Genomic DNA, 13051 nt, shown 5'->3' with positions numbered 1-13051 from the left:
CGGTGAAGTCAGTGAACAGAGATAACTCTGTGCCAATGGCATCACGGCATCTCTTGGCCGATAGCCCCCAATCGTAGAGCCATTTTTGAAAGAAGCGAATAAGCTCGTCTACGTGCGCTTGATCAAGCGATACTTCGGTAGTTCACGTGAATTTTGGATCTTGCAAGCCTGTTCTGCCCAGCCATTTATGGTGCCACAATAGGTAAAGGCATCATGATCAGGACAACTCCGCTCATACTCTCCTTCGCGAACCGAGAAACTAGTTGGTTGAGAAGAGGTTGGTGGTGTTCCGGAGCCGGCGAAACAACAAATGGGGCGATGATGCAGATTGAGGGGATAAGCTTTCCGAACATAACGTCTGGCTCCTTTCTTAGAGACGCCGCGATCGCTGTCAGGTAGCACCAACCGTAGAATATCAGGTTGCTGTCCACAAATCAGCGACGTGCCCGGATCTAAACGTAGAAACGACCGAGCAGGCGTGGGCGGAGCAGGAGTCAGGCCGGAAAAGCATCCGCCGCGTATTTCCCCGCCGTCATCGCAGGTGGCAACTTGGGGTTCGTACTGTGCCAAGTCGGTGGCCATTGGTTCGGCCTGTGTCCCCACATGTTGAGCTGTCCCAGGGCGTCGAAAAGCCCAAGGTATTGATAATAGCTGACGCCCTCGACATCCGTCGAAATCGGGCAGCCGAGCGTTACGACCCGGAGTTCGTGTGATCGGTCCGGTGGAAGGGATCTGATTGCATTGCCGATCTGCAGGGCGCCCTTGCTGTGTCCAACCAGAAGCTTGAATGCCGCGTCACGATGAAGGAGGAGTGCGTGAAGAACGTCTGAGGAGCCGGAGCCGTGGCGAAAGACTGGCGCGCCGTGCAGGGACTTTGCATCCGGCGTAGACGCGGGCAGTTGGCGGCCTATGCTCGCTGTCCTGGGCGCGGCATTGGCAAGAGCGTTCTGGATCAAGCTCTTTGCATGCAGATAGTCGTAAAGGCCGAAGCCGAACCAGCCCCCTAGCGCCTGCAGAATGACGTCGGCCATGCCGTATCCCGGGACGATGGCAAGCACAGGTTTTCCGAGTGCTATCGAGATGTCCCACGCCAGCGCGGCGCTGCCAAGGGCCGAACTACCGACCCCCGTGATTGTTACGATCTCGACAGCCCGCGTTTCCGGGTGAGGCGAAGTCAAGAAGACCTCCACATTGGTGTATCTGTGCACATATGGTGCGGTATTAGCGTCGATGAGCAGAAGCGAGCCTTCAGGGTCACTGAGTGCATCGAGCTGGACGATCCGGGAGGGAGGTTTCTCCTCCCGAGCTCGCACGGACGCGTCTTTTTCGGCCAGCTGCGCGGCCAACGTCGCTACATCGTAAAAGACGATATCCAGCGCCGTGTTGAATAGGCGGCAGGCGCGGACGGCGGGTTCAATTAACTGTGGCGGCGGCTCAAACAGATTGAGAAAGGATCGCTCAGATTGGGTCGGCAGATTGTCTCCGATTGGCATGTGAAATTCTCCTCGAGGCTCAATTGAGCATGCCACACTTCTGTGATGGCGTTGGAAGCATGCAATGCGCGCGGGTCGACGGGACGGGGCGAGTGTGGGGAGTAGAGAGGGACAATGACGCCCCCGGTTCATTTTTAAGTTCTTCAAGCCGCCGATTGCCCGGCCGTTTTTTAGTCGTGCTAACGGTCGACGAGACGTTCCGCTCAGACTTTCTAGGGGGCGGTCTTCGGTGCGCCGTCAGACGACGACAACAATCGCGATCTCGTGCCGTTGCGGGATAGCTTGCCATGGATCTCCCCTTATCACCTCGATGCGGGCCTGCCCCGATCGAAGCGCACGAAACAAGATGTTGGTTGGCGGTCCGAGTGGGCTTAGCACCCGGCCATCGTCCGAGAGTACGCCGGTCGAGAAGACACCTAACAGCTCGATCGCCGTCTCGCCTTCCAGAAGACGACCGCCGCTTGCTCCAAACATCAGTACGTCTCCCACCCGCACGTGCAGCACGGGTGGAAGGTCCTGGGAGGCCTGAATCTCGACGAGGCGCGGCAAAGCGTTACGGTACCAGTTCCTCGTCCACCTCCACATCTTCCGATGGCGACCATTCGTCGGCGAGGCCCATTTGAGCTTGGATCGACGGTGCACCCTCTGACGAAACCTTCGGGTAGATCTGTCCCGCGAAGGCATAGTCGGTGGCGTTGATGTCCGAACCTCCCCGGATCGGCTGACCGTCTTTGGTAATCGATCCCGGAAGTTGATAGCACATGATCGAATCTTGGTCAGGTGGGGTGGCCATTATCGAGTCCTGGCTGAGCGGTGTCAGCACCTGTTGGTCCACCATCTCACGAGACCATCCCTGTGTGCGCAGGAAGAACTCATAGGCCTTTTGTGGGTCTATGAGGTCAACCAGCTCCTCACGCATGTGTTCATGCGGGAAGCCGAGCGTGTGCCCAGCTTCATGACGCACGACGCGATGGAATTCGCTGTCCGCTGTGTTCATGGTGAAACCCTGGAGGTTCAACGTCGGCCGATTACTGGGAATGTGCAGGATGTCGGTCCCGAGATAAGACCAGTATCCTGCTTGATTTCGCGAGATGCGCACCTTACCCACACCACGGGTCTCCACGAATGAGATCCCTGCGGTTTGGTTCCAGGCATTCATGTGCTGAATGATCCGGCGGCGCAGATCACTTGGCCCGCCATCCAGGAAGCTGACCGTGAGCCGGCGCTGTTGCGGGCCCCAATACTTACCAACCAAAACTGCAATCGCTGCTGGCGAGAGTACCAGGCCGCGTGCCACGGAGCCAATGGCACCGAAGTTAACTCGGTTCATGGGATTGATGGTCGTTGCAGTCTTTGCCGCTTTTTCGGCTAGACGGCCGGGCAGTTGCTTAATTGAACAATGCGCGTTTTTTCCACCCGCGTGGTTATGGGGGCGCCGCGCAGCTTCGCCGCCATTCGGCTTATCGTCCTCGTCCACATACCGTCCGGTATCCGACGCTGCCTGAGCCACCTCTGCGATTCTCATTAATGCTTGGCGGAGTTTCTGTTCGCTATCGCTCATGTCGTTCTCCTCTTGCTGGTTGCTGGACACCGACTGTTCCACCAAAGAGATGGCATATACCGGATCGCGACAGTTGGTGGCGGCTGCCGCGCTTCGTCCATCTCTTCGAACCGCCTTTACCGTCAAGATGGTCTGCTTGCGCTCGTATTCGGCGTTGATCCGTCACGGACTTTCGGATTGCATAGCGAACTCGGCCGTCCGGGCCGAGGATGACGGTTGAGCCGCCGATGACTTCAGTGAACGTTCCCGATATCTGCTTGCACCAACGCCGCTGGGTGATCTCGGCGACCGTATCGAAGGTGACCTGCCGGTCCGGGCCGATGCGGCGAAGGGAGCGAATAGAACCAACAACTGCAGGATCGACGTGATCTCCGTTCAGTTGCACGTCGCCCGGTAAAGCGCAGCCGAACGCGCGTGCGTACCCCGGCCGCATGACGTAGGATCCGAGTGCTTCGGCCTGCCGGCGCAGTTCGGTCTCGTCGGCTGCTCGTCCCGGGTCGCCCGCGAAACGTAACCTCTTGAAGTGCAGGTCTTCGATCGGCTCCATTTGCTTGTCAGGTGGTCGCCATAGCAGAGTGTCCTCCGCGAGATCGGGCACGTCATCCGGGTAGATGCGCCGACGGGCGAAGGAATCGATGATGGCCTCGCGATAGCCGAAGGGGTCGTCCTGAACGAGATCGAAATCCGCAGTGATAACTGCTCGCAGATACTCGCCAAAACACAGGTCGAACGGCGGGCAGTAGTCGATGGCACGTATGCAAACCGAAAGGAACTGTGATGCCAGTGTGCTTGCTTGGTCGGCGAGAATTTCGCAAAGCTCAGAACCTGGAGCCTCACCGGGAGTTAGACGTGCCAGGCGAATGAATCGCTTTGTCTTCCGGCGAAGTATCGTCGCGAATGCTTCGAAAATGGCCGTTACTAGAAGCGAGCCACGCTCGTGCGGTTCGTCGCCAGCTTGATCATATCGTCGGACGCTGCGCTCCTCGTCTTGTCCAAGCCCCGCTGCATCGATGGCCGATCGCAACGGCCCGCCCGAACCCGTGGTATGTCCGAATTGGTTAGCGAGTGACAGAAGCAGCGCATCGGTCTCGAGTTTGCCGCCTGACCTCTCAATTGCGGCACGAACGACATCCGAATACGAGAAGTGCATGAGCATCGCCACGAGGTCGGCAAAACCCTCGTGAAAGGCCGCGACATCCGGGTGGGTCGGCAGCCGAAAGCGCGGCCGAAGACCGTCCAGCAACGCATGGGTCATCTCATGCACGATGATGTCGTGTGAGAGACTCGTGAACACCCGACCTCCGGGTCGATTTCGTCCCTGAACGCTACCATCGGCAGTGTAGTAGCCGAACTTGAGTTCCCCTGCTGATGAATCGTAATAGGCATTGCGGCCGCAGAAGGCCTGTGGACGAATTCTGAGCTTTGCATAAGCTTGACCAGGACGAGAGTGAAAGCCCCAGCACGGATCGCGTCCGAGCGCGCGTCTGAAGACATCGTACGTGGCCGCGCAGACCGCGTAGACCATCTGCTGCCGGAACATAGGGTCGGACGGCGAGGGGGGCCGTCCATTTTCTATCAGGATGCGAGGATCATCCAACTCGACCGGCTTGTTGAGCCGCCCCGTCGTCTCGTCCCAATCGACCACCTCCAGGATGCTGCCCGCGGGCCCCGAGCGCAATCGCTCGAATGGGACATTTAACACGGCCACAGCGCCATCCTGCCGACTCGCCGCTGGATCAAGCGTGTAGATCCTGAGCGGCCGATGGATCGGGTCCTGATGCGTTCGTTGATACGGTTGCAAAGAGGCGGTAGCTAGAAAGACCGGGTCCACTACAAAATAGTTGGCCGATGCAGTCGGCTCACGCTGTACCTTGCCGATCTTCGGGAAAGGTACACTCGATGCCCTTTCAGGCTTCACGTAAGGAAGGGGCGGGTGCGCCTGAATATCCATAAAACGACTCCCCAGCACAATTCAGCCAGCAGAGCGCGATCCTTTTGGCGTAGATTTCACCCGGGTCACCGAAACACTTTTTGTACGATGGCGACCCAAGTTTATCGACATCCCACGTCAAAAGCGGCACGCAGATATTGCAACGTCCTTGGCCGCCGGCGTGTGAGCTGGTTCACTCTACAAGCTTGAAAAAGCCACCCGGCATTTAGCGGTCTAACTTAGTTCAATTCTTGCCAAGAATGGCGGGTCCGCCAATGTGCCCGCGAAGAGTATTGCTAAAGGTAAAGTAACTCGCGCAGTCGACGCTTGCCGCGGCCACGGTTGTCGCGTTGCCTGCTGGGGTCTCGAAGGTCATGTATGCTGCCCGACGACAGATTCCGTAGTTTAGTCCAAATCTCAACCGTCAGGTAGTTTTTGTCTCTGGGACAACTTGTCGCGCAACCGCCGGCGCACTCATGAGACTCTCGCGGCTTCGAATCTAGAAGGTTCGATGCTGATGGCATCTTGTCTCGCGGCAGGGCCGTTTGGCACCGGGCATTGGCTTTCGGGAATTCGCATCGCGCGGACGGGCGGTTCGAACATTAGCCGACCCCTTCAAGCACACCGCGATCTTCTTGGATCTTATTAGACATTTCATCGTTCGGTGATGATGCGGCAGTCGATGGACTCGCGCACCACGCGACCTGCGCATAATCGGCCCTGGAGCTCTAAAACTATGTCCCGCATCTCTCGTATATCGGAAACCCGTTTGTGCCGTTGGTTGCCAGTTTTCCCGAGGATCGTTTTGAACGCACCGAAGCGATCCACGGTGCCGTTCGCGTCACGCATGATCTGAATATCAGCCTCAATCTCTTCAGATCTCTGACTTTCGCCGAAAATCCATTAATGTCTTGCACGACGATGAAATGCAACAATACGCATCACACCAAGTCACCTTCCTTGTCTCAAATTCGTGCACCACTTGGTGAAGGTAGCCGTCAGAATATTCAATTTCTTCAAGTATTCGTTTCCTTCGCGTTTCATCGAAGAGATCGCGCTTAGCAGATCTATGCTCCCAGCGGGTCAGCTCCAGTAGCCATCGGTAGCCATTCCGCTTCAGAGAGCTTGGAAGCCACGCTAGATCTGGATAAACTTGTTACGCGACATGCTGCAATCGTTGGATCGACCGGCGCAGGAAAATCGAACACCGTCGCAGCAATTTTGAAGGCCCTCAAAACACGATCCTTTCGCATAGCGAATACGGCGCCGCACGGTCAGACGAGTAGTCGGTGCGACGGTCTACGCTACGCTCTCGCCAGATCTGCCGTCAACGAGCCCCATTGTTCACGGTCGCGTTTATTGGGTCAGATAGGAAGCTTTGTACGAATTCCTCTCGGTTTTCTCAACGCATACGGGATCGTTTCGATGGTCGGCACGGTGGCAGTGCCAGGAGAGGATCCGCTCATGACGGCGCGATCAGCCGAGTATACCTTGGAGATTAAGCTCATAGGTGAGGCCTACCGCAATTCACCGTTTCAACGGGGACTAAGCGTTTATGCGATATCGCCTTAGGTGCCCGACAGGGCTTTTGCGATCCCATAGTGTGCTGCTCGCGCCTAGGGAAATCCCTAGGGTGTAGGGGCGCTGATGCGGCTACGCCGATTTCTTATGACGGCACGGAACCAGCTCTGTGGTCGAATAAGGGTGGCACAGAGCCTCGTTGAACGGCACTTTCCCTTCTTGTGACCGACTATCGCCACGCTGTTGCCGCGAGTGGTGCATCGTGCAAGAGTCGCGCGAAGGAAGGCTACAGGGCGCGGGCTAGAGACTACAATTCCATGGGGCGACGACGGGGTAAATCATCTGACGCCGGAACCATCTTTCTGATCCTGATCGGCGGATTGGTGGCAGCCGCTATGGCTATCTACCGGTTCGTTGTGGAACACGCAGCCGCAATAGGAGCGTTTGTCTTGGCGGCCGGGGTCGTTTGGCTCCTCTATCTCGCTCTGAGGGGCAGGTCGCAGAGCGTTTCTCCTTCCGACGGGCATTCCGAGCTTCCGAGTTCTGGTCAAAGCCCGCCACCAGCGATAAGCAAGCTTCGTTCGAGTGAGTCGCCGGCAGTGTGGTTGGCGGCGGGCGAAAGGGCAGTCTTCGGCAAGGCAGAAATTTCTGGGGGCATGTTCTACTACGGCGCCTTGATAGCTGGGCCGAACGGTGAGACCAGGCAGTATGCCATAAATCCCGCTCTGCCGGCGTACTCGCGGCAGCCCGATGTCGATGGTCAGTCGATGCCTTATTGGCCATCGTACGAGCAAATCTCGCCGGCCGCCCGACGTTCTTTTTTGGACTGGATGCGTACTGGACGGCGAGATCCCAGCTACGGCATTGGATATGTGTTTCTCTTCTTCTATGGCCTTGAGCACCGCGTGTTCATAGATCAAGGGTCAGATGTTCCCGCGGTTATTCAAGAAGTCGAAAGATTGCTTTCGATCTACGGTGCGAACAATTCCTTCCAGAACTACGCCACGAAATTCCTCAACGTTGTTCGGATATCGCGCGGCATCCGCTTGGCGTTGCCACCCCTTTCTGCCGAACGCAGCGTCGGTTCGGAGATGGAGCTCGCCACGCGTCTGTATCTGGCCGAGCGGCTCGCAGCGTCCCCGAGCGTTTCGGCTGACGACGCGCTCTATTGGGTTATGGCGATGCCGGACACCTATCTTAGAACCCCGGCCGTGAGGTGCTTCGAAGAATTTGTCGCATTGTGGAAGCTGCGTTTCGGCACACGCTTTCCCAAGGGTTTTGCCGTGAATTCCAAGGGCAACGTCTGGCTGCGGTATCGTGCTGCGAGCGGTGCGTTCGAAATCGACGTTCCAGGACAACATCAGCGCCAGCCTGATGCGAGCCTCCTCGTGCGAGACTTAGAGATTTTGAGGACTTTGCTAGACGATTGCACAAACGAGCTCGACAGCTTCAGCCGTCTGGTCGGTCGGAAACCGGCAGCAAGGCATTCGATGGCCGCGGCGGCGCTTCTTCCTATCGATCTTCAACGGGCGGCCAAAGTCGGTCCCGTGGAAGACTTCAGGCGCCAGATCGATTCCCTGGTAGGAAGCCAAGGCCGCGGCAGTACGACCGCACAGGTGCTCCTAGAGATGGCTGGGATCGAAATACCGGAAGGAGGCAAAATACCAAGTGCCGCTCTGGATACGCTGAGCGGCGCCTTGGATGTCGTTGGGATCGCAATAGAGCCCGATCGCCGATACGGGAGCGGCGCGCCTCGGGCGGACGACCAAGTGTTCGTGTTCCGGGCGGCTGACGGCGGCCCGGTGGATCCAGCCAGGGCGCCGTTTCGAGCGATGCGAGCGCAGATCGAAGTCGCTGTCCTGGCCGCTGCGGCCGACGGGGATGCATCGTACGAGGAATTACAGCGCACCATCGCAAGGATTAGGGCGGAAGGCGATCTATCGGGGGTAGAACAAGCCCGACTGATCGCGTTCGCCGTCATCACATTCAACAATCCGCCCAAGCGCGACAGGGTCATGCGCAAACTTGCAGAAACCAGTCAAAGCGAGCGGCAAGCAATAGCCGAGGCTGCGGTCGCGGTGATCGGCGCAAATCAGAATATCGATGCCGGAGAGGTCAAGTTCCTTGAGCGACTGCACAAGTCGCTAGGTCTGCCGACGGAGCGTGTGTATGCCGGTCTGCACCGCGCTGCCGCCGAGAAGGATGAGCCGGTAGCATTGACGGAGGAGGCTCGGGCGGCAGGCATCCCCATTCCAAAGCAGGCGCCCCCGGCTCCTCCCTCGGCGGGCATCAGAATCGATGCGGTCCGCTTGGAGAAGACCCGAAAGGATACGGAAGCTGTGTCCGCCTTGCTCGCCAACATCTTTACCGACGAAGGCCCGCCTCCTGTCCAAGCCTCTCCACTCCCAGCCGATCAATCCTTGGAAGGATTGGACGGTCCTCACGGCGAATTGGTCGAGTTACTTGAGCTTCGTGGATCAATGTCGCGTACGGAATTTGAGCGACATGCCAAGGAGGTCCGCCTGTTGCCGGACGGCGCAATTGAGCGCATCAATGACTGGTCGTTCGACCACTTCGACGAGCCGCTGATCGAAGAGGGAGACGAAATCGTGATAGCGGCGCACTTGAGAGAACGCATCGCCGAGATGAAGGCCAAGGCCGCATGAGCAAGCAAGTCAAGACGATCCGTCCACGCGAACGCGATACTATTATCCAGGCTCTTTCCGCCGGCGTTGTCCCACGCATCGGATTGCCTCACATCCAGGTCGGGCGGGCCAAGGAGATCGCCGCGATGCTTCGGGACATCGATCGCATTGCCGACGCGGGCGCCGCGATCAGGTTCGTTATCGGCGAATACGGGGCAGGGAAGACCTTCTTTGCCAGTGTAGTCAGGCTAATCGCGCTCGAGCGAAAATGCGTGACTATGCATGCCGACCTCTCGCCCAATCGGCGTATTCAGGCAAGTGGGGGGCAGGCCCGGGCACTCTATTCCGAGGCCGTCAACAATATGGCAACGCGCAACAAGCCTGAAGGGGGAGCTCTCCAAAGTGTCGTCGAGCGCCTGGTGACTGACGCCGCAAAGGAGGCGGCGGAGAAGAGCGTATCTGTCGAGAAGGTGATCGACGAAAAGCTCGGAGCGATTGCGCAATTAGCCGGTGGGTACGATTTTGCGACCGTGCTGAAGGCATTCTGGCGGGGCAGCGAGGAATCGAACGAGCTTCTCAAGCAAAACGCTATCCGATGGCTTCGTGGTGAGTATTCGACCCGTACCGATGCGAAGAGAGATCTCGGTGTGCGGACCATCATCGATGACGAGAACCTCTACGACAGCTTTAAATCGCTCGCATGCCTGGTAAGAGTCGCGGGCTACGCGGGACTGATCGTTATGATCGACGAGATGGCCAACATCTACAAGCTCCAGAGCGCTCAAGCGCGAAAGCAGAACTACGAGCAAGTACTCAACATTGTAAACGATGCGCTTCAGGGAAATACGTCAGGCATCGGTTTCGTCATGTGTGGTACGCCAGAGTTTCTTCTGGACACGCGCAGGGGCATGTTCAGTTACGAAGCTCTTCAGTCGCGGCTAGCCGAGAATTCCTTCGCTGCGGGCGGTCTCGTTGACATGTCGGGCCCCGTGATCAGGCTGCAGAGCCTGACGCCTGAGGATCTGCTTGTGCTCCTCGGAAACATCAGGATGGTCTTTGCGGGCGGGGATCCTACGAAGTATCTGGTTCCCGACGATGCGCTTACCGCCTTCATGGAGCACTGTGACCGAAAGATCGGGGCCGCATACTTCCGTACGCCGCGCTCGACGATAAGATCGTTCGTTCAAATGCTGTCGGTACTGGAGCAGAACCCGGACAGCCGGTGGCAGGATCTTCTTGAACGAGTGCCGATCGCTCCAGACGCACCCGACGACGTAGCGGAAGCGACGCCTAACAACGGGGACGACGATGAGCTCACCAGCCTCCGCCTCAAATCTTGAGGGGGCCTACGACAAGCTGCATCCGACGATCCGCCGGTGGATCTGGGATCAGGGATGGGACGAGCTCAGGGAAATACAGGCCCGTACCATCATCTCAGTCCTGGACGGCGACCGCGACATCTTGATCGCCGCCTCCACGGCAGCAGGGAAGACTGAAGCCGCGTTTCTGCCAGTTCTCACGAGCGTTGCCGATCGGGCGCTCGCTGGGTTCTCGGTCCTCTATATCAGCCCGTTGAAGGCATTAATCAACGATCAGTTCAAGCGGCTGGATGAACTCTGCGAAAACATGGCCATTCCGGTCGTGAAGTGGCATGGAGATGCCCCACAGACCGCGAAGAAACGGGCAATGGCCGACCCGCGAGGGATCTCGCTGATCACTCCCGAATCCATCGAGGCGATGTTCGTCCGCCGTCCGGGCGACGCGAAGCGGTTATTGTGCTCGGCGGACTTCATCGTCGTGGACGAGCTGCATTCCTTTCTTCAGGGGCCTCGCGGTCTCCATGTCGCTAGTCTGTTGCGGCGCATCGATGCCGTGTCGTCGCGGCCGGCGCGACGTATCGGGCTTTCCGCGACGATAGGCGACCTCGGTCAGGCCGCCGCTTGGCTTCGACCCACGATGCCTCAGCTTGTCGAAATCCTGGAAGCCAAGTCGGATTCACCCGAACTCAGACTTCAGGTTCGCGGCTATGTTGAGCCTCCGCAGCTGGACGACCCAGATCACGCTGAAGGCGCGAGCGGCATTCCCGAAGAGGCGGTAGTCCGGCGCGTAGCTCTGGACGATATTGCGGACCATCTCTATTCGACACTCAGAGGAACCAACAATCTTGTTTTCGGCGGTTCGCGTCGGACAGTGGAATCGACCGCGGATCGGCTCAGGAGGCGCTCTGAAAAGGCGAAAGTGCCCAACGAATTTTACCCCCATCACGGGAGTCTTTCAAAAACCATCCGCGAGGAGCTGGAGAACCGCCTCAAAGACGGAAAGTTACCGACGACCGGTATCTGTACGTCTACCCTCGAACTGGGGGTCGACATCGGATCGGTGAAGTCGGTTGCCCAAATAGGTGCGCCGAGATCACTCTCCTCTCTACGTCAACGCCTTGGGCGAACGGGACGCAGGAGGGGTACTCCGTCGGTCCTAAGAATCTACATTCGTGAACCAAACACCGATCAGGATACGGGTGTCATCGACCGACTACGCTCGAACACAATACGATCGGTGGCCGTCATCCGACTCCTGCTCGAGAAATTCGTCGAGCCGGCGGGGCAGGTACCCGAGGTTGCCTCCACGCTAGTCCACCAGATACTTTCGGTGATCGCCGAGCGCGGCGGAATACGGGCCCGCCCACTGTACGAGTTGCTGTGCGGTTCTGGTCCCTTCGCGATGATTTCTGCTGCAGAGTTCGCGCTTCTGTTGAAGCACTTGGGATCTGACGAGATCCGGTTTATAGAGCAATCACCCGACGGCACGATCATGCTGGCCAACGAAGGAGAGGCAGTCGTTCAATCGCGCAACTTCTTTGCCGTATTCGAGTCAGCGGAGGAGTGGCGGCTTACTGTGTCCGGGAGGACACTGGGGACATTGCCGATATCGTTCCCGGTCCATAAGGATAGCCTTGTCGTTTTTGCCGGGCAACGATGGATTGTGCAAGATCTCGACGAAAAGACCAACACACTTTTCGTGGCGCCTCACCCCGGCGGCGTCGTGCCACGGTTCGAGCGAGCGGATGGCGAGCGATTACACGATCGCTTAGCCGCAGAAATGAAGGCTGTCTATCTCGCGTCGGACGAACCCACTTATCTGGACCAAAGAGCGCGCGATTTGCTGGCGGAGGGCCGGGAGGCTTTCAGCGGTTTAGGTCTTGACACCACGAACGTGCTTCAGGAGGAGAAGGACGTTCACGTCTTTCTGTGGCGTGGATCGCAGGTGACGGCGGTTTTTGGAGCTGCCGCCGCTATGGTGGGTCTTCCCGGCCACGTGCATGATCTGGGATTGACCCTATCCGAAACGACCGTCGCGATGGCAAGATCTAAACTCGCAAGTCTGGCGGACTTCACTGCTGCAGACGTAGTTCGGGTTTCTTCGGCGGTCCAGAATATCACGGCTGGGAAGTTCAAAGATCAGGTCCCTGTCGAACTTGCAAGAACGCTGTGGGGCCGACAGAATACCTGCGAAATTGGTGCGATACCGGGCATAGCTCGGAGTATCTGATCCACAACGAGGCGTAGCGGAGGGGAAAAATGTATAAGCTCGCTGATTTAGCGCGCTCCCGCGATCGGCTCCGGTCCTGATCTGGGGAGCGATCTTCGAATTTCGTTAGCTAGCTCAATCTCCCGCTCAGCTTGACTCCCTCGGCCTCGGTCCCCGGCGCAAGCCATTCGGGCCGGCGGCTTCGCAATCGGCCGCCGACCAGCGCGGCGTGGTCGTTAGGGTTGGAGCTCGCCTTGAACCGGCCGAGACGCCGAGGCCTGCTTTTGGCTCACGGCAGCAGAAATTCATTGCGCCCGAAGGCGAACTCAATCTAAGCTTGCGCGCATATTTGACGCTTACATGGATTCCGAAG

General features: G+C 58.1%; 8 protein-coding genes. 3 read left to right on the top strand and 5 right to left on the bottom strand.

Annotated elements, in window-relative coordinates; all coding sequences use genetic code 11:
• Positions 1-494 precede the first annotated feature (494 nt).
• From I6F24_RS33205 to I6F24_RS33185, 5 genes are all read right to left on the bottom strand, one after another.
• Positions 495-1493 (bottom strand): hypothetical protein, encoded by a 999-nt coding sequence (locus tag I6F24_RS33205; protein ID WP_225130037.1) that lies wholly within the window; start codon positions 1491-1493, stop codon positions 495-497.
• Positions 1494-1730: 237 nt separating this feature from the next.
• Positions 1731-1967 (bottom strand): hypothetical protein, encoded by a 237-nt coding sequence (locus I6F24_RS33200; protein ID WP_225130035.1) that lies wholly within the window; start codon positions 1965-1967, stop codon positions 1731-1733.
• 79 nt (positions 1968-2046) lie between these two features.
• Positions 2047-3054: a M12 family metallopeptidase gene (locus I6F24_RS33195; RefSeq protein WP_225130033.1), complete on the bottom strand. Its 1008-nt coding sequence runs from the start codon at positions 3052-3054 to the stop codon at positions 2047-2049.
• Complete coding sequence (locus I6F24_RS33190; protein ID WP_225130031.1) at positions 3044-5005, bottom strand: hypothetical protein; 1962 nt, start codon at positions 5003-5005, stop codon at positions 3044-3046. The genes I6F24_RS33195 and I6F24_RS33190 overlap by 11 nt, the downstream gene beginning before the upstream one ends.
• Positions 5006-5638: 633 nt before the next feature.
• Positions 5639-5833, bottom strand: a complete 195-nt coding sequence (locus I6F24_RS33185; RefSeq protein ID WP_225152492.1) for a hypothetical protein — start codon at positions 5831-5833, stop codon at positions 5639-5641.
• A 989-nt stretch (positions 5834-6822) separates the two neighbouring features.
• Here I6F24_RS33185 and I6F24_RS33175 point away from each other — a divergent pair.
• From I6F24_RS33175 to I6F24_RS33165, 3 genes are read left to right on the top strand one after another with little or no spacing between them, the layout of a single operon-like run.
• On the top strand, positions 6823-9171 hold the full coding sequence (locus I6F24_RS33175) for a TerB N-terminal domain-containing protein (RefSeq protein WP_225156563.1): 2349 nt from the start codon (positions 6823-6825) through the stop codon (positions 9169-9171).
• Positions 9168-10490 (top strand): ATP-binding protein, encoded by a 1323-nt coding sequence (locus I6F24_RS33170; protein WP_225130025.1) that lies wholly within the window; start codon positions 9168-9170, stop codon positions 10488-10490. The genes I6F24_RS33175 and I6F24_RS33170 overlap by 4 nt, the downstream gene beginning before the upstream one ends.
• Positions 10459-12699, top strand: a complete 2241-nt coding sequence (locus I6F24_RS33165; protein WP_225130023.1) for a DEAD/DEAH box helicase — start codon at positions 10459-10461, stop codon at positions 12697-12699. Before I6F24_RS33170 ends, I6F24_RS33165 begins: the two co-directional genes overlap by 32 nt.
• The last annotated feature ends 352 nt before the right edge of the window (positions 12700-13051 follow it).

It is taken from the genome of Bradyrhizobium sp. BRP23, assembly GCF_020194135.1.
GTDB classification, from domain to species: Bacteria; Pseudomonadota; Alphaproteobacteria; order Rhizobiales; family Xanthobacteraceae; genus Bradyrhizobium; species Bradyrhizobium yuanmingense.
This window is presented reverse-complemented; position numbering and strand designations above follow the sequence as displayed.